The following is a 21,295-nucleotide window of genomic DNA, read 5'->3' as shown; positions in this document are numbered from 1 at the left end:
ATAATTCACATTAGCAGATTTGTCAATTATATTAATTATTTTTTATTATTTTCCATTATTTTCAGAATATTTCAGGATTTAAACCATTTATTATATTATAGCGTTAAAATAAAAATAAAATTTTCCTTTTCTTCAAGACTATGATAAATGCCATTTTTTGAATACTTATAAAGAACATGTCAACTTATCCTACATATAAGCCATTTCTTTTGAGTACCAAAAAATAGGGAACTATGAAAGTAAAGTTCATCAGATACAAATACTCTTCAAACCGCGTCAGCTTCCATCTGCAACCTCAAAACTAGTGTTTTGAGCAACTTGTAGCTAGCTTCCTAGTTTACTCCTTGATTTTCATTGAGAATAAACTATGGTCAAGAAGAAATCATTCTCCCTGACCAGACCTTTGGACCATTACAAGCCATCATTTGTAGCTATTCAAAAAAGCTCCATACTATCTATTATTCAGGGATTCCTGCTACAGATAGTATGGAGCTCAAAAAGCAGTTACACGAGCATGACTGCCATTCTATTCTTGCATGGTGTAACCAACACCACGCACGGTTTTAATGTAGCTTTTTTGACCTTTTACATCAAGCTTGCTACGTAGATAACGGATATAGACATCCACAATATTTGTTTCTGTCGCACTTTCATACTTCCAGACACTTTCCAACAACTGCTCACGAGTCAGGACTTTCTTGCTTCCCATAAGAGTAGCCAAAAGATCATACTCACGACGCGTCAGAGCAATCATCTCTTCGCCACGATAAACAGTATGATGTTCTACATCCATACGCAGATTGCGGTAAGACGTTGGAACCTTCATCTGACTACAGTGTTGGTCGATAAAGTCCCGACCTCGGAAAATCGCTGAAATACGAGCTACCAGATTCTCAATAATAACTGGCTTATAGATGTACGAAACGGCAAAGCGTTGGATTGTCTCAATCTGATCTTGCAATTCTTCACGATGGTCCAAGACCATGATAACTGAGGCTGGCTTAGTCCGACTCAGCTTGTCTGCAAAATCCTGGGCTGTCATATCCCCCAGATGAGCATTCAATAAAATCAAGTCATAGTCTGTCTGAAGAGCCATAGAGAGGGCTTTTTGCCCCTCCTCAACCTGATCAACTCGGTATTGCTCTTTTTGGAGTTCCAAACTTAAAAAATGAGCTAGATTTCGTTCTTTATCAAGTAATAAAATCCGTTTCCCCATGGCAGACCTACTTATTTTTCGTCATACCAAGAGTAGTGGAAGGTTCCTTCTTTGTCTTTACGTTGGTAAGTGTGGGCACCAAAGTAGTCACGTTGCGCTTGGATCAAGTTAGCTGGAAGGTCAGCTGAACGGTAGCTATCAAAGTAAGTAATAGCTGCTGAGAAAGTTGGCACTGGTACACCAGCTTGAATAGCAAGAGCTACGATATCACGCACTGCTTGTTGGTACTTAGCAGTGACATCCAAGAAGTACTCATCCAAAAGAAGGTTAGCAAGGTCTGCATCACGATTGTAAGCATCTGTAATCTTTTGCAAGAAACGAGAACGGATGATACAGCCATCACGCCAGATAGATGCGATGTCCGCAAATGGTAAGTTCCAGTTATTTTCTTTAGAAGCTACACGCAATTGCGCAAAACCTTGTGCGTATGAAATGATTTTTGAGAAGTAAAGGGCTTGACGGATCTTTTCAATCAACTCAGCCTTGTCTCCTTCAAATTTGAAGTCAGCTGGTTTTGGAAGAACCTTGCTAGCATGTACACGTTCTTCTTTGTAAGTTGAAATGTAACGTGCAAATACTGACTCAGTGATGAGTGACAATGGCACACCAAGGTCAAGTGATGATTGACTAGTCCATTTACCAGTTCCCTTGTTACCTGCAGCGTCAAGGATGTAGTCTACGATTGGTCCATCTTGGCCTTCATCGTCTTTACGGCTCAAGATATCAGCTGTGATTTCAATCAAGTAGCTGTCCAATTCACCCTTGTTCCACTCAGTAAAGATTTCAGCCATGTCTTCTGCAGAAAGGCCAAGCAAATGTTGCATCAAGTCATAGCTTTCTGCGATCAATTGCATGTCACCATACTCGATACCGTTGTGGACCATCTTCACATAGTGACCAGCTCCATCAGGACCGATGTAAGTCACACATGGTTTGCCATCTTCTGGTGCTTTAGCTGAGATTTCTTCAAGAACATCCGCAACCAATTCGTATGCTTCTTTTTGTCCACCAGGCATGATAGAAGGACCTTCAAGGGCACCTTTTTCACCACCAGAAACTCCAGTACCGATAAAGTTGATACCTGAGTTTGCCAATTCTTCATTACGACGGATGGTATCTTTGTAGAAAGTGTTTCCTCCGTCAATCAAGATATCACCTTTGTCAAGGTGTGGAAGAAGGGCTTGAATTGTAGCATCTGTACCAGGTCCAGCTTGAACCATGAGCATGATACGACGAGGTTTTTCGATTGAGTTTACAAAACTTTCAACGTCATAGCTTGGTACAAAGTTCTTTTCAGGATGGCAAGCAATTACATCTTCAGTTTTTTCTTTACTACGGTTGTAAATAGCAACTGTGTAACCACGAGATTCAATATTAAGGGCAAGGTTACGACCCATTACGGCCATACCAACAACACCAAAGTTAGCTTTTGTCATTTGACACTCCTCTTGTTTAATTTGTTTTATTTTATCATTTTTACTTTTGAAAAGAAAGAATTTTGTAACGACTGCTTAGTAGTCCAAGTCATCCGCATGTCCAGAACCATTTCCAACAAAGTATCCTGTCTTACAGTTAAGGGTAAAGAGATAGGTTCCATCTGGTTTGTAGAGGTTGTAATAACCATTGCCATTAACGATATTAACACGCTCAAGGATATATTGGTTACCAGTGATATAACCACGTGATCGTGAAGTCGCTAGAATTTGTTCTAAGATACCGTCAGCAAAATCCCAGGCAGAGTTATTGCTATCATCAATAGCTGACTGGTTATAAGAAACACGACTCGCACTTCTTTGAACAGCAACTCCTGCACTTGATACACCCATATTGACTTCACTGCGGGTACTTCTAGTTTCAGTTGATGCAGTATTTGATCTACTTGGGCTTGTCTCACTAGCAGTATTTTCGCTTGCTTGACTAGAGCTTGAGCTGCTAGTTTGACTTGAACTTGAGCTTGAAGCACTTGTTTGCTGGCTCTTACCAAGACTGATAGCCTTATCTAGAACTTTATCAAGCTCCGTATTTCCAGTTTTAATATCTGTAAATTTAGCATCTGATTTAGCTTTGGCATTTGTGTCTACAACACCATCAACAATAGCTGGCTTTTCAAATTGAGCATTGACCTCTTGGATGGCCTTGATTTGCGTTTCGAGGCTATCATATTTAGATTTTGCAAGCGTATATTCACGACTACCTTCTAATTTATCAAGTAAGGTCTTCAGTTGGCTCAGTTTATCAAACTGGCTATTTTTTAAAGCCGTTTTGTTGCTATCTGTATAGAAGGCATCATATAAATTATTGAATTCTTCCGCATCTGACTGCGTATTTGTAGTTGATTGAGAAGTTTGGATTTCCTTGGTCGAACGAGCCACTTGACGATAAACATAATAACCAGTTCCAAGGATAAGAACCACTAAAGCTGCTAAAATACCGTAAAGCACCCATTTCTTCTTACTTTTTCCATCTTCACTATCTGTGACTCGAGAACGTGTGAGAGCCTCTTCCGTTCCAACTAATGGTACCTCTTCCGTCTCAAATTCTTCGACAAGAGGAGCTTCTGAAACTCGTGTTAATTCTAAATCATCAAACTGACGCAATTCATCTTCTTGATCTGGAGAAGTTACTCCTGTTTCCTCACGAAGCTCTTGAAGCAAATTATCCAGAGTCTGAGTCTCCTCTATCTCTTCTACCTCTTCTTTTTCAACTAGATCATCCTTGCTAAACTGACGTGTTTCAAACTTATCTGCTTCAATTTCATCTTTATGTTGTTTCACATACTTGTCCAAGATAGAATCTCCAGGCAACATACCTGCTTCCACCTCTTCATTTTTTCGCATGGCTTCTCCAACCGTTAGCTCTTTGGCATCATCAAAATCAAATTGCGCTTCTTGATGTTCTGTTTTATGACGATTCCGTCTTTTCTTACTCATGAGTTTTCCTTCCTACTTTACTTCCTGACGTTTAATACGTTGACCAAAATATTGATACAAATCAACTTTTAAAGTTCCGTTGTACAACTTACGCTTCTTATCCGCTTGACTACCGTACTTGATCTCAAAGGCTTCATCGCTAGTTAGGATAAACTTACTCCAGGTTTTCAGAGGCGCAAATACTTGCCCCATCTCAGCATAAAGCTTAGTAACCCCTGCATCATCTGACAAGCGTTCTCCATAAGGTGGGTTAGAGATAATCACTCCATTGATTTTATCAGAACGCAAATCCTGCACGCGCATCTGCTTAAAGGTAATATCTCCTGCAACACCTGCTGCCTGTGCATTAGCCTTAGCAATTTCCACCATGCGAGCATCGATATCACAGCCCATGATATCTAGCTCAAGCTCACGATCCACTTTCTTAGCTGCTTCTGTACGCACTTCTTGGATCAAACGATCACTAATCCAATCCCATTCCTCAAAGGCAAAGGAGCGACGAAGACCAGGAGCCATCTTCCTAGCAATCATAACTGCCTCGATACAGAAAGTTCCTGAACCACAGGTCGGATCAATCAAGGGCTTATCTGGATACCAGTTAGAGAGTTGCAAAATGGCTGCCGCCATGTTTTCCTTGATAGGAGCTCCCCCTTTTTCGGTACGATAACCACGTTTAAAGAGGCTAGACCCTGTCGTATCAATCATGACAGTTGCCACATCTTTGAGAATAGAAACCTCAATCTTAAACTCAGGACCAGTTTCCATCAGAGGAACCCCTTCTGGACGGGCATAGTGTTTCTGCAACTTCTTAACAACAGCTTTCTTAGAAATAGCCTGAACACTTGGCTCATTGTGAAGTTTAGATTTAACACATTTGGCTTTTGAAATCGGAAAACGAGCCCCAAGCGGTAAATAATTTTCCCAATCTAGAGCGAAAACTCCCTGAAAGAGCTCTTCAAAAGTCTTAGCTGGGAAAGTTCCTACGATAATCTTGATACGGTCTGCCGCTCGAAGCCAGAGGTTGGTTTCGATGATGGCTTTCGCATCTCCTTGAAAACGAACACGGCCATTTTCAACTTGACAATCGTAGCCCAACTCTCGCACTTCACGACCAACGACAGCCTCAAGACCAGCTGCAGCAGTAGCGATTAAATTAAATTCTTTTTTCATTTTCAGTCTTATAAGACCTTTCTGTATGTCCACTTTAAAAAATGAGGTTGAGAAAGTTTTCTCAGCCCCAACCTATATGCAATTTTCTATAAGCCATGTTTTGTTCCAGAAGTGACTAGGACCACTCCCTTCGATAATCATCTGTCTACCACTAACAACTTACAGCTGATAGCAGTCAGAGTACTACGTTCGTTTCCGTGTACTCCATGCCCCGACCGAAATTTGGGTTGCTAGCTTGAGGGGTTTACCGCGTTCCACTCTCTCTGTTTCCAGAAAGACTCCGTCACTGTGGCACTTTCAAGCCTACTCTGGCCTATCCAAGGACTTAGCCATTTCAACTGCCGTAACGATTTCTCGTCCCTAGGCTTATGGTTTCGCCTAGCACAAACACTACAGGCATCACAGCCTGTGCTAGCATGGACTTTCCTCATGAAAAGAAATTCTCCTCACGCGATTATCCAAAAATTGCACTTTTCAAATAAACTCTTATACTTATAAATCAGAGTTATCCAAAATTTGTTTACCAAACACTTCTTTCTCAAGACGATTTAGTCGTTTCAAAATATCAAAATTCGTCATAGAAGTTGTAGCTGTCATTTCAAGTGGTTCTGCTTGAACCGTTGCAGATTCAGGTTTGCGAGACAATTCTTCCTTCAACTCTGCAATTTCTTGACGGAGAGACTTGACTAAGGCAGCATAAGTTTCGTAGTCCTTGATGACATCGTCCAAAAATTCATCAACTTCAACCTTACTATATCCACGAACTTCACGTCCAAACTCTTGCTCAAAAATATCTTTTGCTGAAAAAATAATACTTGCCATCTCTCTCTCCATTCTCGGTTTCTAATAGTATTATTATATAAAAAAAGGCAAACAAAAATCAAGGTCAAAGCCTTACTTTTCAGAAAAATTTTCTGCTAGCTCATTTAAGTCTTCAAACGTTAACCTTTTTATGCGATAACCTTCCTGATTTTTCATCAAATTGTCTATAAATTTTAATTTGGTCTCATTTTCTGGGTCATAGAAAAAATAAGCGAAGTCAGTATTTTCCAGCAAAAATCGTTGGTAGTCTCGTAGTTGCCCCATATGTTCATATTTAGGATAGGCATATTTGACAAAATCGACCTGCTTAAATTGGCCAAGTTTAAGCTGATTCGCTTCATTCCAATTTTCCCCGTGTGTTTCAAAATCAAAAATGGTCGCTAGGCTAAAATCATATTCGTCTTTCATTTCATTTGCGACATCAAGCACCCAAGATTCAAATCCCAAGTTTCCTGTAAAGACCAGCCATTTAATCCCTTCTTCTGCTAAACTTTCTAAATCACGGCGAATGGCTTTCTTTATAATTCTTAACCTGATATCTTTTTCATTAAACAAACCCAAGTCAAAACTAGAATATCCCATAATTAAAGCTGTAGTCATTTTTACACCTTTCTTTCTATTTTTATGGTATAATAGAGTGATGTTATTGTACCAATAAGGAGAAATATGGTCAACTATCCTCATAAAATTTCATCAAAAAAAAGCCAAACATCCATTTCTCAACCAAAAAATTTCGCAAATCGAGGAATGACTTTTGAAAAGATGATCAACGCTACAAACGACTACTATCTGACGCATGATATGGCAGTTATCCATAAAAAGCCAACGCCTGTTCAAATCGTTCGAGTAGACTATCCTCAACGTAGTCGAGCCAAAATTGTAGAAGCCTATTTTAGACAAGCTTCCACAACAGATTACTCTGGCGTATATAGAGGACATTACATTGACTTTGAAGCCAAGGAAACGCGGCAAAAAAATGCTATCCCAATGAAGAACTTCCATCTTCACCAGATTCAACATATGGAACAAGTTCTAGAACAGCAGGGCATTTGCTTCGTACTGCTTCATTTTTCTTCTCGACAAGAAACTTATTTGTTGCCGGCACTTGATTTGATTCGCTTTTATCATCAAGATAAGGGCCAAAAATCAATGCCACTTGGATATATTCAAGAATACGGATATTTAGTAAAGCAAGGAGCTTTCCCTCAAATTCCCTATCTCGATATTATCAAAGAACATTTACTAGGTGGTAAAACAAGATGAATAAACAAACCATTCTGCGATTCTTAAAGTATATTGGAATTACATTTCTTACCTTATTTATCGCATTATTTCTATTAGGTGGAGGTGTCTTCCTCTACTTTGTTAGCAAGGCTCCAGCCTTATCTGAAAGTAAATTAGTTGCGACAACCTCTAGCAAGATTTATGACAACAAAAACGAACTGATTGCTGACCTTGGATCTGAACGTCGCGTAAATGCCCAAGCAAATGAAATTCCTACTGACTTGGTCAAGGCCATCGTGTCTATCGAAGACCACCGTTTCTTTGATCATAGAGGTGTTGATACCATTCGTATCATGGGGGCGGCACTGAGAAACCTCCAAGGGAAAGGAGGGCTCCAAGGGGCTTCAACCTTGACTCAGCAATTGATTAAATTAACTTATTTCTCTACTTCAACTGCCGATCAAACCTTGTCACGTAAAGCCCAAGAAGCTTGGCTAGCCGTTCAATTAGAGCAAAAAGCAACCAAGCAAGAAATCCTGACCTACTACATCAACAAAGTCTACATGTCTAACGGTAACTATGGAATGCAAACCGCAGCCGAAAATTACTATGGAAAAGACTTGAAGGATTTAAGCTTGCCACAGTTAGCACTCCTAGCCGGAATGCCTCAAGCACCAAACCAATATGATCCATATTCCCATCCAGAAGCTGCTCTAGAGCGTCGTAACTTGGTACTTTCAGAAATGAAGGGACAGAAGTATATCAGTGCAGAAGATTACGAAAAAGCTATTAATACGCCTATCACTGACGGTCTTCAAAGCTTGAAGTCAGCCAATAGTTACCCAGCCTATATGGACAACTACCTCAAAGAAGTAATCGACCAAGTCGAACAAGAAACGGGCTACAACCTTCTTACCACAGGTATGGAAGTCTATACTAATGTCGACAAAAATGTTCAACAGAGACTTTGGGATGTTTATAACACAGATGAATACGTTGCTTATCCAGATGATGAACTCCAAGTAGCTTCCACTATCGTGGATGTAACAAATGGTAAAGTCATTGCTCAGTTAGGGGCACGTCACCAATCAAGTAATGTATCTTTCGGAATCAACCAAGCCGTTGAAACCAATCGTGACTGGGGTTCTACTATGAAACCAATCACTGACTATGCTCCCGCTTTAGAATACGGAGTCTATGACTCTACTGCTTCTATTGTACATGATGTTCCTTATAACTATCCTGGCACTGATACTCCAGTCTACAACTGGGATCATGGCTACTTTGGAAACATTACAATCCAGTATGCTCTTCAACAATCACGAAACGTCACAGCCGTTGAGACTTTGAATAAGGTCGGTCTAGATAGAGCTAAAACCTTCCTTAATGGTCTTGGTATCGACTATCCAAGCATGCATTACGCAAACGCCATTTCAAGTAACACAACTGAATCCAACAAACAGTACGGTGCAAGTAGTGAAAAAATGGCTGCTGCTTATGCCGCCTTTGCTAATGGTGGTATTTACCACAAACCAATGTATATCAATAAAATCGTCTTTAGTGATGGTAGTGAAAAAGAATTTTCTGATGCTGGTACACGAGCTATGAAAGAAACTACTGCCTATATGATGACCGAAATGATGAAAACTGTTTTAGCTTACGGAACCGGACGGGGTGCTTACCTACCATGGCTTCCACAAGCAGGTAAGACAGGTACTTCTAACTATACTGACGACGAAATTGAAAAGTATATCAAGAACACTGGCTACGTAGCTCCAGATGAAATGTTTGTAGGTTATACTCGTAAGTATTCTATGGCTGTATGGACTGGTTACTCAAATCGTTTAACTCCAATCGTTGGAGATGGTTTCCTAGTTGCTGCTAAGGTTTATCGCTCAATGATATCGTATCTATCAGAAGATGACCAACCTGGAGATTGGACGATGCCAGACGGCCTATTCCGAAATGGAGAATTCGTCTTCCAAAATAGTGCTAAGAACACTTGGAATAATCCAGCTACACAACAAACACAAACAGTAGAAACTCCAAGCACAACAGCTGAAAGTTCAACTACACAGGCAAGTACGACGGTTGGTCAACAACCCAATAATGCTCCAGCAACTGATCCTAATCAAGGACAAGCTAGTCAGGCTGTTCAACCGACACAACCAGTACAACCAACGCCACAAAATCCACAAGTTCAACAACCACAACAGTGAGATGAAAGAAAATCCTGAGAATAAAAACTCAGGATTTTTTCTACAAAAAAATTAGTTTCATAATCTTTGAAAGTGAAGAGAGGTTTCAACTCATTTTCGATAAACCAAAAGAAGTTAGCGAATAACTAACTTCTTTTTATCTTATTTCACATGTTTTGCAAGTTCTTCTTGCGCTTTTTTATTGGATTCTTCTTTTTCTTTCATCCATTTATCTTGAGCTTTTTGGTATTCATCCACAGTGACTGCCTTGTCTTGAAGTTCCAAGTATTTGTATAGGAGCGGATCGCTTGTCCCCTTGTTACCAGAGAAGGCAAACGGCATCGTAAATGGTACCATCTTAGACAAGATTGGGCGACCAGTGAGTGATGTTGTTGGAATAATCAAGGCACTATCTGTCAACCAAGCTTGGGCTGTAGCATACTTATCATAACGTTTTGCTACATCTATTGTCTCATTTCCAGCTTCAGTTACCAATTTCTCATAGTCGTTCAGACCAACCTTCTTAGCTGCAGCATTATCTGTACCAGAATCAAAGCCAAAGTAGGTTTTAGTGTTTTCACCAACTGATGGTTTGATAATATCGAGGTAAGTAGATGGATCCGCAAAGTCTGGAGACCAACCAACATTATCTGAAATATCCCAATCTTCCCCAGCTGCTGTTTCAGCAAAGTAGGTAATATTCAAGACTTCATCTTTTTGTAGTTGTTGAATATCAATTACGACATTATCTGTACCCAAGGTTTCTTCAACCGATTGTTTGAAAGATTGAACACGTTGAACTTTTGTAGTTGCTGTCTGATCAACAGGCATGTCTAGGTGAATTGGGAAAGTCACGCCTTCTGCCTGTAAAGCTGACTTAGCCTTAGCAAATTCGGCCTTGGCTTTTTCAGGATTGTAGAGACCATCTTGGGCATCGGCCAGATTAACATCCTTCCATTCATCCCCATAGGTTACTAATTTTTCTTTGACCATATCGCCAAAGTTTTTCCCATCTGCTTGAACAAATGTTGGTGGCACAAAGAGATTACGCAAAATTTTGCTTGCACCACTGGCACCGTTCACTTGTGAAGCATAGGCCGTACGATCAAAACCAAAGGCAATAGCCTGACGGAAATCCTTGTTTAAGAGAGCCTTTTTAGTAGATGTCTTTTGTTCGTCACTAGTCTTAGAAGTATATTTATAGGACTGACGATCAATATTTGTACCAACTAGATAAGTCGTAGAGTCTTGTTGGGTATAGACAATATTGTCCTTCATCGTTTTTTCAAGTTCTGCAAAACTTGCATTTGTAGGATAAAGTCTGGCTGCTGTAAGACTACCATCTTTAAAGTTTTCCGCAGGTTTGCTGGTATCTTGACCATCCCAGAATGACAATTTTATCTTATCAACATGAACATTATCTTTATCCCAGTAGTTAGGGTTTTTTGCAAATTCAACGGAAGATTTAGCCACAAGAGATTTTAACAAATAAGGACCATTATACAAGATACTGCTTGGATCTGTCGCTTTAGCAAAATCATCCCCTTTTGAGTTCAAAAACTCTTCATTAACTGGTGCCAAGACACCCATTGTTGTTTTAGAATTCCAAAAACTTTCAGGTTTGTTCAAAGTGTATTGGACTGTTTGATCGTCAAGGGCTTTAATTCCAACTTGAGAAAAATCTTTATTTTCTCCCTTAGCATAAGCATCCAGCCCCTTGATTGAATCCTGTACCAAGTAAAGAGCTTGTGATTTCTTATCTGTTGCATATTTAAGACCTGTTACAAAGTCTTGAGCCTTGACAGGAGCATATTCTTCCCCTTCAGATGTGTACCACTTGGCATCCTGACGAATCTTATAAGTGTAGGTCAAACCATCTTTAGAAACTGACCAGTCCTCTGCCATAGAGGGAACAAGATTCCCATAACGGTCATTTTCAAGCAATCCATCAATGACGTTACTAGTAATGTTTGAAGTAGCTGCCTTGCTGGTTGTCAAATAGTTGAGATTATCTGGGTCTGTCTCGTAGGTAAATGCAAAAGTCTGCTCACCTTTAGTAGCAGAACCACCAGAACAAGCCGCTAAGACACCAGCTGCTAATAAAGTGACTCCCGCAAGAGCCAATACTTTCCTTGTTTTCATAGTATTCTCCTTTGTTTTTCTATCCATTATAGACCCTTTTTAAAGTCCTGTCAATAGAATTTTCAGAATTTTAGAAAATTATTTTTTAAACAATAGATTTGCAAAAATATGAATAATATCAAAAATACCTCAACTACATTAGGTAGTCAAGGAATTATTAATCATATTTGAAAATAGCATCTGAGAAACAGTTTTAATTCTTTAATCTAACTCATTTCTTACACACTGCAAAGCTGTTGTCATGAGAATATTATATCTATTATTTTCGTGGGGAGTTCATTAACGACCAGGATTCAAATTAGTTAATATCACTTTTTACTTCTTGTTTATAAAATTCTTTCAAGGCATCTTGCCAAGTTGGAATAACAAATCCAGTAGCTTTAGCTTTAGCCAGACTCATTGTTGAGTTTAACGGACGTTTAGCTTTTGCTGGAAATTGACTTGAATCTACTGGCTTGATTTCCACATCTGTATCTTTCAAAATTTCAACTGCAAAATCATACCAAGTTGTGTCTTCTGTTGCGTCATTCGATAAATGATAGTAACCAAATTCCTTGCAATTTTCAGCTAGATAAGTCATAAATTCAGCCAAGGTACGAGTCCAAGTTGGGCGACCATGCTGGTCATTTACAACCGTTAATGTCTTATGAGTTTTCGCAAGGTTTTGCATCGTAAAAACAAAGTTTTTACCGTAATTTCCAAATACCCAGGCAGTACGGATAATATAGAAATTAGACACATACTTCTCAACTAACTCTTCTCCCATGCGCTTTGTACGTCCATATTCTGTCTGTGGATCTGGTCGATCATCAACTTCCCACTCTTGTCCAACTGGTTTCTTACCGTCAAAGACATAGTCGGTGGAAATATAAACTAGGGTTGCACCATGCTTTTCAGATGCTTTTGCGACATTTTCTGTCCCCGTAACATTGATAGCAAAGTCTAATTCTTTCCCTTCATCCTCTGCTGCATCAACAGCGGTGTAGGCAGCACAGTGGTATACTAAAGTCGGTTTAACTTCTTCGAAAACTTTCTCAACCATTTCTTCATTTGTAATATCCATCTCAGCCACATCTACTGCTACGTATTCTTCATTACGCTCATCTAATAAATAACGAAGTTCAGTTCCTAATTGGCCTTTTGCTCCTGTAATTAAAATCATCTCTACACCTTCCTAATCTGTAACTCTTCCCACTATAGCAATAAAAAGCAACTATTTCCTGCTTTTTATAATTTGATAATCTCCTGAGTTTTAGCATAATTGGCTTCAACAGCTTCTTTCTCTGCTTTCCACCATTCTTGGTTATCTGTATACCACTTGATTGTTTCCTTGAGACCAGATTCAAAATTAGTGAATTCTGGTTTCCAGCCTAATTCATCACGGAGCTTACTAGCGTCAATTGCATAGCGGAGGTCATGTCCTGCACGGTCAGTTACATGATCATAGGCATCTGCATCTTGGCCCATTTCCTTAAGGATAAGTTCCAAAACTTCCTTGTTGTTCTTCTCACCATCAGCCCCGATTAAGTAAGTTTCACCGATTTGACCTTTTGTCAAGATTGTCCAAACTCCCGAAGAATGATCATTGGTATGAATCCAGTCACGAACATTCTTACCTTCACCATAAAGTTTTGGCTTAATTCCACTTAGGATGTTGGTAATCTGACGTGGGATGAATTTTTCAATGTGTTGATAAGGACCGTAGTTATTTGAACAGTTAGAAATCGTTGCCTTGACACCAAATGATCGTACCCAGGCTTTTACAATCAAGTCTGAAGCGGCCTTGGTTGATGAGTATGGAGAGCTAGGATTGTATTTGGTATCAGCAGTAAATTTCTCACCTGGACCTTCACCATATCCTGGCAAATCCTCACGGAGAGGGAGATCCCCATAAACTTCATCTGTCGATACATGGTGGAAGCGAATATTATATTTGCGAGCTGCTTCCAAAAGAGTATAGGTTCCGATGAAGTTAGTATGTATAAACGGTGATGGATCATTCAGTGAATTGTCATTGTGACTTTCCGCTGCATAATGAACGATAGCATCTGCTTGAACAGCCAACTTGTCTACCAACTCCGCATCAGCAATATCTCCAACAACCAACTCAACACGATCACCTAAAATTTTTTCAATATTAGCGCGATTTCCAGCATAAGTCAACTTGTCTAATACTGTCACGTGAACATCTGGAAAGTTCTTGTAAACATAATGAACAAAGTTAGAACCGATAAAACCTGCTCCACCTGTCACGATAATTTTTTTGTATTCAGTCATAGTCTTTCCTTTTTTACAAATCTTCTTTTTTCAAAGGTTTTACATCCTTAAGTAGTGGATGATTTTTATCTGCTTCTGAAACCTCTGCTTCAGCAAGATTGGCCCACTCAATTCCTAATTCTGGATCTGCATAATTGACAAAGGCATATTTAGGTTTCAAATCTAATGCCCAATAATCGTTGACCAGATAGCTATAAGAGACTGTATCTGATAGAACCTGAAATCCATTAGCCACACCACGGGGAACAAAGATACCCTTACTTGCATCAATTACTGTTTGATAGGTATTTCCGAAAGTTTCGCCCTCGCGTAGATCAACCCAAGAACCCAGAACCTTCCCACCATCTGCTACAGAAATGTACTTATCCCAAGGTTCTGCGTGTAGACCACGGAGAACATTTTTACGTGAGAAGGATACATTATTTTGTAATTTTCCTTCTGTAAAGAAATACTCTGGGAAACCAAGGGGGAGCATTTTTTCCTTTTGGAAATTTTCTTTGAACCAGCCACGATTATCACCATGAACAGGGATATCAAATTCTAACATACCTGGAATAGCTTCGACATTGCGAACCGCAAGCGTCTTACCGAAAAAATTATCTGTCATCTATTCTTCTCCAATCAAACGGAGCAAATATTGTCCGTATTCATTTTTCTTAAGAGGTTGTGCTAACTTTAATACATCCTCACGGCTGATATAACCCATACGATAAGCAATCTCTTCTAAGTTTGCCACTTGAACATTTTGCATCCGTTGCACTGTCTCAATGTACTGTGACGCCTCTAATAAACTTTCATGAGTTCCAGTATCTAACCAAGCAAAACCACGCCCCATTAGCTCAACTGATAAGTCTCCACGTTCTAGATATGCTTTGTTTACGTCTGTAATTTCCAATTCACCACGAGGGCTTGGTTTAATATTTTTTGAAATTTCTACAACATCATTATCATAGAAATAAAGGCCGGTCACTGCATAATTGGAACGAGGATGTTCTGGTTTTTCCTCAATAGAAATAGCATTCATCTCCTCATCAAATTCCACAACACCAAATCTTTCAGGATCCTTAACTTGATATCCAAAAACAGTTGCACCTTTCTCCTTATTAGCAGCCTTCTGAAGCATTTTAGATAGACCAGGACCATAGTAAATATTATCTCCTAAAATTAGGGCGACACTGTCATTTCCAATAAATTTTTCACCGATAATGAAGGCCTGAGCCAATCCATCTGGACTAGGTTGTTCCGCATAAGAAAGATTAATTCCCAACTCCGAACCATCTTGAAGCAGCTCTTTAAAACGAGGTAAATCATGAGGAGTCGAGATAATTAAAATATCTTTGATACCAGCTAACATGAGTGTCGATAGAGGATAATAAATCATGGGTTTATCATAAACCGGCATCAGTTGTTTGGATATAGCACGAGTCAAAGGATACAAGCGAGTTCCTGAACCTCCTGCAAGGATAATACCTTTCATAATCGAACTACCTTTCTATATTAAATTAGAATTTTTCTAATTAGTAATCAGAGACAAATGATACATTACTTAGTGAATTTAAACTAAGTATTTAGTTAGTTTCTCTAAAGCTATTTTCAAATAATATCCTGATCTTATATTATTTCCTACCTTTTGTGCATTTTCTACTAACTCTTGATATTCTTCTTCCGAAATATTATTGATTGTTTCTTGTATGTCAAACAAAGAATCAACTGTGATACCACAATTATTCTTTAAGACAAAATGAGACAAAGCAGATTCCTTCCAAACAATGATAGGGAAACCAGAAGCCAAATAAAGTGACGCTTTATGAGAATTGTTATAGCGTAGATACTCTCCAAAAAATCCACTACAAGTCTCAGAACTGTCACCATCCCAAACTAAACCAAAACTTCCTTCCAATACTGATGGAAGTTCATCTGGAAGAAATGAACCAAAGTAGGTTTCATTAGATAACTTCCTAGACTCATCAAATCCAACACCATATAAATTAAATTGTGGTTCTATAGGTAATGAGTATAGATATGCTGCTTTATCTTGTGATAAATTTCCTGCAACAATTATTGGTTGTTCTTTTCTTAAACTAGTTTTTTCTATAAAATCTGGAATTAAATAATCAAAGATTTCTAAATTAGTAATTTTTTCTCCAAGAACTCCTTTATTGACTAATACTCCTTTCATTACTTTATTATGAGCAATAATACCATTTACATAATGTAAAGAAGATCCCTCCGTAATTTTCATACGTAATTTCATTCTAAAAGGTAATGTTTCATCATTTACAAAACGTAAAGTTTCTAAATCATGAATCAGAAAATAGGTTTTAACTCCTTTTTTTCTAAGGGATTTTAGTAAATTACTAAATAGTAAGGAATGGTGTAATAATGGAAATTGGATAACAATCTCATCGCCTCTTTTTAAAAGTTTGAATGCTTTTGATAGTGCTTGATATTTATGTATCTGTGCCTTGAGTACATTCATTTTATACCAATCATCAACCAATACTCTTAAAGGGATATATCCCAACTCATTTAACACAGTTTCAACATCATTACGTGCCTTATTGCCAGCATTTTTTTGGTTAACATCATTTAAAAATTCTTCTTTTAAGTAGTATTTCATATTTTACCTTTCATTTTTCAAAAGATGACTTTTCTGGATAGCGTTCTTCTAATAATTTTTTGAAAAGTATAATATTTCTTTCATCAATATTAATACTATCATTCACACATAGTAGTTTTCGCTTCTTATTTCCAAAAATTTTCTTCAGCTTATCAATTTGATTTAGCTCAATTGATTCACCCATATTTTTTGAAATTGGATAAAACTCATTACTTTCAATTTGCCAGTGCTGACAAATATACTGATTCACATCCACCCCATAATTTCTGAATTGATTCCGTGACGTTCTATCCAATACCTCCGACTCGATTTTCCAAAGATGAGCTAAAGTACTCTTTTTCATTGGAACTGGAAGATGTTGATTTACATACCCCGTAGGGCCCCATGGAAGTAATAAGATATTCTTCAATATTAAAGCACCATATCTATAATTAAAAAATTTCCAAGGCGAAGACTTTAAGGCTTGCTTTTTGGGGAAATGACGATAAATCAATTCAACGTTATTATGATAAGTGTTTGTATACGAGGACCATGGAACTAAAGCATCGTAAACTGCTAAAAGCCTCGGTTTATTATTTTTGAAGAAATCTGAAGGCTTTACATCTTTTATCAAATACATGTCATCGTTAAAATAAATAAAATTTTCAGACAAGCCTTCAATTCTATGAAGATTTAACTCAATAGTCGCAGAATTAAAAGTTGGAAGATAGGATTCTGGAATAAATTCCTTATGTGATATAAATCTCAACTTTGGATGACTAAGGTTCAGCCAGCTCGGCTTTTGACCATTCGTAATTAAATAAATATTATTGACCCACGGTGCATGTCTCTCAATCATACGAAACCAATACTGAAAAATTCCATATTCTCGATAACGCTGTTCACCATCAGCGTCTGCATTTAACGATTCCTTTTGACTAGTTACTCTTTGTTTTTCCTTAATAAAGTTAGGATCATTCCCATCTACCCATAAAACAACAATATCAATTTTATCCTTCATTATCTTTGTTAAACTCTTCCTCTACAACATGTAGGGCACGTTCAATGACCACATGCATGTCGTAGTATTTGTAGTCTGCTAAACGTCCGCAGAAAATCACCTTATCATTCTGTGCTGCTTCTTCTTGATACTTAGCAAACATAGCATTGTTTCTCTCATCATTGATTGGATAATAAGGTTCATCTCCTCGTTTCCAATCTGCTGGGTACTCACGAGTAATGACCGTTTTATCTTGTGTGCCGTACTCAAAATGTTTATGCTCAATAATACGAGTATAAGGAATTTCTCGTTCTGTATAGTTTACAACTGCGTTTCCTTGATAGTTTTCTTCATCTAGAACTTCATGCTCAAAACGAAGACTACGGTATTCTAACTCACCATGTTTATAATCAAAGTATTGGTCAATCATCCCTGTAAAGACAACTTTTTCAGCAGAAGCTTCTAATTCTTGACGATTGGCAAAAAAGTCAACTCCAAGTTCTACTTCCACATCCTTCAGCATATTTTCGATAATAACGTTGTACCCTCCAATTGGAATCCCTTGATAACGGTCGTTAAAATAATTATTATCAAAGGTTAAACGAACTGGTAAACGTTTAATGATAAACGGTGGAAGGTCAGTCGCAGAACGTCCCCATTGCTTTTCAGTATATCCTTTAATCAATTTTTCATAAATATCTAGACCGATCAACTTAATAGCTTGCTCTTCCAAGTTTTTAGGTTCAACGTCCTTCATATGAGCCGTTTGCTCAGCAATCTTATTTTTCACTTCTTGAGGAGTTTTTGTCCCCCACATAGCATAGAAAGTATTCATATTGAAAGGTAGATTATAAAGGCTACCCTTATAATTAGCTACAGGCGAGTTGATATAGTTGTTAAATTCAGCAAATTGATTAACATAATCCCAGACTTTCTTATTAGAAGTATGGAAGATATGTGCACCATATTTATGAACATTAACCCCTTCTACATTCTCACAGTAGATATTCCCACCAATGTGGTCACGTTTATCAATAACTTTTACTTTTTTTCCACGCTTGGTTGCTTCATAAGCAAAAATTGCTCCAGACAAACCAGCACCAACGATTAGATAATCGTACATATTACACTCCTTTATTTTTTAATAATTGTTGTTTTAACTTACTTAAATCGATTACTTTAAAAATCAAAATCAAACTAACATAAATTATTGCTCCCAGAACAGCATATAGTCCCACATTAATCATCGCTGATACATTTAGGAATTGTTTTATAAATAGTAGGATACCATACATAACTCCAGATGAGATTATAATTTTGATTAATGAACCTATAATGGGCACCTCTCTCAAATAAGAACGAGTATAGAATAACTGTATCAACCATACTAGTACCTCTGTTAAAACAGATACAATTGACGCACCTATATAGCCCAGCTTTGGAAGCAAGAGAAGATTTAAGCCCACACTAACAATAGCAGGAATTGTTGTTGACAGCATAAATTCTTTATTTTTATTATGAGGTATCAAAATTTGAATCCCCATAATATTGGTCCAACCAATAAAGAACATTCTAAAAATCATAATTGCTATCGCATAACGTGCCTCTTGAAAATCTTGCCCGAGGAAAAAGGTAACAAAATCATCATTTACAATTAACATTCCTGCCATAATGGGGAAAATTACCAAATTATAAATTAGAAATGACATCTCATGCATTTTGTTAACGGCTTTATGATCCCCTGATGATAAAAGATTTGAAACTCGTGGCAACATGACACTACCTAACGAAGTCACTAGTGTTAATAAAATATTAACAAGTCTCCAAGCTTGGTCATAAATACCTACATCTCTTGCTGAAGCAAGAACCCCAAGCATAGTGCTATCTAATGTCACATAAAGCGATATAGCAATCTGAGGTAGGAATAATAAGATGACTGGCTTCAAATGCCGTTTAGCATACAGCAAATCGAAGTGTGGTTTCCCAATAAATTCTTTTGCTGGTAACCACATACTTAATTGTCCTAACAATTCAAAAGTGGTTAGTAAAAAAACATATAAATATAAATCGTTTGATGATCTTATGAATAGAAAAATAGAAATAACACCAGCTAATTTCACCGTAATATTTCTTACTGTAATCTTTCGAAAATTCTCTAAACCTTGAAATAACCATGAAATATCTAAAGCTTTAGAAATCAAACTAAAACCTAAAATATAAGCCACAGGATTTTTCATAGTAGGTAAAATAAGACATAATACAACATACAGCACAAAAGAAAAAATAGCTGCCCCTAGCTGTAGAGTATAAATGCCCCAAAAATTCCTACAAATGTCTTTCTTATTACTTGAGATTTCCTTGGTAGCATAGTTAGCTACTCCTAAGCTAGCTAGCAAAAGAAAATAGGTAACAATAGAGCTGAAGAAGCTATAGGTTCCTAAAGCTTCTGATGAAAATACCCTCGTAACGTATGGAGTTGTGATGATAGGTAGTATTATGAGTAGTAACTGATAAGAAAGATTATAAGCATAATTTTTTATTATTTTCATAGTCTTACTTCTCTTTTTTCCTTATTTTGGATATCATACAAATTAGCAAAAATTGTAAACATAAAAATATTGTATCCTGGTCTTATCCAGAAAGCTTCAATCATACAGTTAATTGTAATAAGAGATAATAGGGCTAGAAATAAATATTTTTTTTGCTTATGAACTTTTTTTGAAGCAAACACATAAATCAATACTAGCAATACAACAGGAATTAATCCATAATAAAATAACATTTGGATATAAGATGAATCAACATAGTTATAACTGTGAACCGACTCGGTGGTCCCACCATAGCCAATAAACTTTACTCCAGCTTTACCAAATAAAGGTAAACCATATGTATCCAGTGCATTTTTACCTAAAAACAATCTCATACTAAACAGATTATTTAAATTCACATAGAACGAAGAAGACCATGTGAAAAAGTAGGAAACATAAAACATGAAAGTAGAAAAAATAAGAGCAAAATATGGCATTATACTGTATACTTTGAATTCTCTTTCTTTAGTATAATACATGATTATGAAAATCAAAGTTGCGGCAAGAACTGATAATGCATTTAGTCGTGCATCACAAAATTTTAGTATAAAGAATGCTAAAGATAGTCCTACAATCGTTCTGATAAATATATATTTTTCTCTAAGCAAATAACCCCAAGCAATAAATAGGTAAAAACAGTGAGAAGCAAAATCAGTTGGATAGATGAAACCAAATGAATTTCTAACTACTAAACTAGATGAGCGAATTTGAGCAAATTGTAAATTAGGTACTACTCCTAAAATTGAGAGTAGAAATATTAACAAAACAATTATACCTGATACACCCACATATGTTTTCAAAACTACATCAACATCTGCTTGATATAATAGTATAATCAACAATGAATACAGAAGAAAATTGGTACCACCTGTACGTAAAAATACTATAATACTTGTCAATATCAATAAAATACTCGATATAATATAAAATGCACTAAATTTTTTTATAAATAAAAATCTAAAAATCAATAATAAAACTACACATATTAATAAAATCACGGGAATATTAGGTAGTGTCCTATTTAACATTGTAGTCGTAATAGTATCATATCCCGTAACTATAGTTAATACAAAAATCACCAAAAGGTTCTCAAATTTAATTTTTAACATAATATCCTTTTTACTGTTAG

At 37.2% G+C, this 21,295-nt stretch carries 18 protein-coding genes and 1 other RNA gene; 2 read left to right on the top strand and 17 right to left on the bottom strand.

Annotated features, from left to right (window positions below; translation table 11 throughout):
* Positions 1–526: 526 nt before the first annotated feature.
* From FQT24_RS09890 to FQT24_RS09860, 7 genes are all read right to left on the bottom strand, one after another.
* A complete protein-coding gene (locus tag FQT24_RS09890) occupies positions 527–1,216 on the bottom strand; it encodes a response regulator transcription factor (RefSeq protein WP_143952887.1) in 690 nt (229 codons plus the stop codon).
* A gap of 11 nt (positions 1,217–1,227) precedes the next feature.
* Positions 1,228–2,652 carry an NADP-dependent phosphogluconate dehydrogenase gene (gene gndA / locus FQT24_RS09885; protein ID WP_143952886.1) on the bottom strand — a complete coding sequence of 475 codons (1,425 nt, stop codon included), beginning with the start codon at positions 2,650–2,652 and terminating at the stop codon, positions 1,228–1,230.
* A 75-nt stretch (positions 2,653–2,727) separates the two neighbouring features.
* Complete coding sequence (gene mapZ, locus FQT24_RS09880) at positions 2,728–4,146, bottom strand: cell division site-positioning protein MapZ (RefSeq protein WP_143952885.1); 1,419 nt, start codon at positions 4,144–4,146, stop codon at positions 2,728–2,730.
* Positions 4,147–4,158: 12 nt separating this feature from the next.
* Positions 4,159–5,316: a THUMP domain-containing class I SAM-dependent RNA methyltransferase gene (locus FQT24_RS09875; protein ID WP_143952884.1), complete on the bottom strand. Its 1,158-nt coding sequence runs from the start codon at positions 5,314–5,316 to the stop codon at positions 4,159–4,161.
* An 84-nt stretch (positions 5,317–5,400) separates the two neighbouring features.
* An RNA gene (rnpB, locus tag FQT24_RS09870) (RNase P RNA component class B) lies at positions 5,401–5,782 on the bottom strand.
* Between the two features lie 26 nt (positions 5,783–5,808).
* Complete coding sequence (gpsB, locus tag FQT24_RS09865; protein ID WP_070842756.1) at positions 5,809–6,138, bottom strand: cell division regulator GpsB; 330 nt, start codon at positions 6,136–6,138, stop codon at positions 5,809–5,811.
* A gap of 72 nt (positions 6,139–6,210) precedes the next feature.
* Positions 6,211–6,738 carry an SLOG family protein gene (locus tag FQT24_RS09860; RefSeq protein ID WP_143952883.1) on the bottom strand — a complete coding sequence of 176 codons (528 nt, stop codon included), beginning with the start codon at positions 6,736–6,738 and terminating at the stop codon, positions 6,211–6,213.
* Between the two features lie 66 nt (positions 6,739–6,804).
* Between FQT24_RS09860 and recU the strand changes: the two genes are divergently transcribed.
* Positions 6,805–7,401: a Holliday junction resolvase RecU gene (recU, locus tag FQT24_RS09855; RefSeq protein ID WP_143952882.1), complete on the top strand. Its 597-nt coding sequence runs from the start codon at positions 6,805–6,807 to the stop codon at positions 7,399–7,401.
* Positions 7,398–9,581 carry a penicillin-binding protein PBP1A gene (pbp1a, locus tag FQT24_RS09850; protein WP_020903411.1) on the top strand — a complete coding sequence of 728 codons (2,184 nt, stop codon included), beginning with the start codon at positions 7,398–7,400 and terminating at the stop codon, positions 9,579–9,581. The genes recU and pbp1a overlap by 4 nt, the downstream gene beginning before the upstream one ends.
* Positions 9,582–9,722: 141 nt before the next feature.
* Here the strand turns inward: pbp1a and FQT24_RS09845 are convergent, their stop codons facing one another.
* From FQT24_RS09845 to FQT24_RS09800, 10 genes are all read right to left on the bottom strand, one after another.
* Entirely contained in the window at positions 9,723–11,702 is a 1,980-nt protein-coding gene (locus FQT24_RS09845; RefSeq protein WP_033685495.1) for a peptide ABC transporter substrate-binding protein, read from the bottom strand.
* Between the two features lie 298 nt (positions 11,703–12,000).
* Positions 12,001–12,864 carry a dTDP-4-dehydrorhamnose reductase gene (gene rfbD, locus FQT24_RS09840; protein WP_143952881.1) on the bottom strand — a complete coding sequence of 288 codons (864 nt, stop codon included), beginning with the start codon at positions 12,862–12,864 and terminating at the stop codon, positions 12,001–12,003.
* 65 nt (positions 12,865–12,929) lie between these two features.
* On the bottom strand, positions 12,930–13,979 hold the full coding sequence (rfbB, locus tag FQT24_RS09835; RefSeq protein ID WP_049546750.1) for a dTDP-glucose 4,6-dehydratase: 1,050 nt from the start codon (positions 13,977–13,979) through the stop codon (positions 12,930–12,932).
* A gap of 13 nt (positions 13,980–13,992) precedes the next feature.
* Positions 13,993–14,586 (bottom strand): dTDP-4-dehydrorhamnose 3,5-epimerase family protein, encoded by a 594-nt coding sequence (locus FQT24_RS09830; protein WP_033685499.1) that lies wholly within the window; start codon positions 14,584–14,586, stop codon positions 13,993–13,995.
* On the bottom strand, positions 14,587–15,456 hold the full coding sequence (rfbA, locus tag FQT24_RS09825; protein WP_033685501.1) for a glucose-1-phosphate thymidylyltransferase RfbA: 870 nt from the start codon (positions 15,454–15,456) through the stop codon (positions 14,587–14,589). It abuts the gene before it with no gap.
* A gap of 78 nt (positions 15,457–15,534) precedes the next feature.
* On the bottom strand, positions 15,535–16,599 hold the full coding sequence (locus tag FQT24_RS09820) for a glycosyltransferase (RefSeq protein ID WP_024056727.1): 1,065 nt from the start codon (positions 16,597–16,599) through the stop codon (positions 15,535–15,537).
* 10 nt (positions 16,600–16,609) lie between these two features.
* The gene (locus tag FQT24_RS09815; RefSeq protein ID WP_025169761.1) at positions 16,610–17,602 is read right to left on the bottom strand and encodes a stealth family protein; all 993 of its coding nucleotides are present in this window, start codon (positions 17,600–17,602) and stop codon (positions 16,610–16,612) included.
* Complete coding sequence (glf, locus tag FQT24_RS09810) at positions 17,589–18,701, bottom strand: UDP-galactopyranose mutase (RefSeq protein WP_049546749.1); 1,113 nt, start codon at positions 18,699–18,701, stop codon at positions 17,589–17,591. The genes FQT24_RS09815 and glf overlap by 14 nt, the downstream gene beginning before the upstream one ends.
* Before the next feature lies 1 nt (position 18,702).
* Complete coding sequence (locus FQT24_RS09805) at positions 18,703–20,127, bottom strand: flippase (RefSeq protein WP_024056597.1); 1,425 nt, start codon at positions 20,125–20,127, stop codon at positions 18,703–18,705.
* Positions 20,124–21,275 (bottom strand): O-antigen ligase family protein, encoded by a 1,152-nt coding sequence (locus FQT24_RS09800; RefSeq protein ID WP_023946619.1) that lies wholly within the window; start codon positions 21,273–21,275, stop codon positions 20,124–20,126. Before FQT24_RS09800 ends, FQT24_RS09805 begins: the two co-directional genes overlap by 4 nt.
* Between the last annotated feature and the right edge of the window lie 20 nt (positions 21,276–21,295).

The sequence above is a fragment of the Streptococcus mitis genome, from assembly GCF_901542415.1.
Lineage (GTDB): Bacteria > Bacillota > Bacilli > Lactobacillales > Streptococcaceae > Streptococcus > Streptococcus mitis_BL.
Note: the sequence above shows the minus strand (reverse complement) of the source record. Positions and strands in the feature narration are given on the sequence as shown.

Excerpts from the sequence above, each read along its gene's own strand:
- rfbD (WP_143952881.1), bottom strand. The coding sequence starts at position 12,864 with ATGATTTTAATTACAGGAGCAAAAGGCCAATTAGGAACTGAACTTCGT.
- rfbB (WP_049546750.1), bottom strand. The coding sequence starts at position 13,979 with ATGACTGAATACAAAAAAATTATCGTGACAGGTGGAGCAGGTTTTATC.
- FQT24_RS09890 (WP_143952887.1), bottom strand. The coding sequence starts at position 1,216 with ATGGGGAAACGGATTTTATTACTTGATAAAGAACGAAATCTAGCTCAT.
- FQT24_RS09830 (WP_033685499.1), bottom strand. The coding sequence starts at position 14,586 with ATGACAGATAATTTTTTCGGTAAGACGCTTGCGGTTCGCAATGTCGAA.
- FQT24_RS09845 (WP_033685495.1), bottom strand. The coding sequence starts at position 11,702 with ATGAAAACAAGGAAAGTATTGGCTCTTGCGGGAGTCACTTTATTAGCA.
- FQT24_RS09820 (WP_024056727.1), bottom strand. The coding sequence starts at position 16,599 with ATGAAATACTACTTAAAAGAAGAATTTTTAAATGATGTTAACCAAAAA.
- FQT24_RS09805 (WP_024056597.1), bottom strand. The coding sequence starts at position 20,127 with ATGAAAATAATAAAAAATTATGCTTATAATCTTTCTTATCAGTTACTA.
- gndA (WP_143952886.1), bottom strand. The coding sequence starts at position 2,652 with ATGACAAAAGCTAACTTTGGTGTTGTTGGTATGGCCGTAATGGGTCGT.
- mapZ (WP_143952885.1), bottom strand. The coding sequence starts at position 4,146 with ATGAGTAAGAAAAGACGGAATCGTCATAAAACAGAACATCAAGAAGCG.
- FQT24_RS09800 (WP_023946619.1), bottom strand. The coding sequence starts at position 21,275 with ATGTTAAAAATTAAATTTGAGAACCTTTTGGTGATTTTTGTATTAACT.
- FQT24_RS09860 (WP_143952883.1), bottom strand. The coding sequence starts at position 6,738 with ATGACTACAGCTTTAATTATGGGATATTCTAGTTTTGACTTGGGTTTG.
- gpsB (WP_070842756.1), bottom strand. The coding sequence starts at position 6,138 with ATGGCAAGTATTATTTTTTCAGCAAAAGATATTTTTGAGCAAGAGTTT.
- rfbA (WP_033685501.1), bottom strand. The coding sequence starts at position 15,456 with ATGAAAGGTATTATCCTTGCAGGAGGTTCAGGAACTCGCTTGTATCCT.
- glf (WP_049546749.1), bottom strand. The coding sequence starts at position 18,701 with ATGTACGATTATCTAATCGTTGGTGCTGGTTTGTCTGGAGCAATTTTT.
- FQT24_RS09875 (WP_143952884.1), bottom strand. The coding sequence starts at position 5,316 with ATGAAAAAAGAATTTAATTTAATCGCTACTGCTGCAGCTGGTCTTGAG.
- pbp1a (WP_020903411.1), top strand. The coding sequence starts at position 7,398 with ATGAATAAACAAACCATTCTGCGATTCTTAAAGTATATTGGAATTACA.
- recU (WP_143952882.1), top strand. The coding sequence starts at position 6,805 with ATGGTCAACTATCCTCATAAAATTTCATCAAAAAAAAGCCAAACATCC.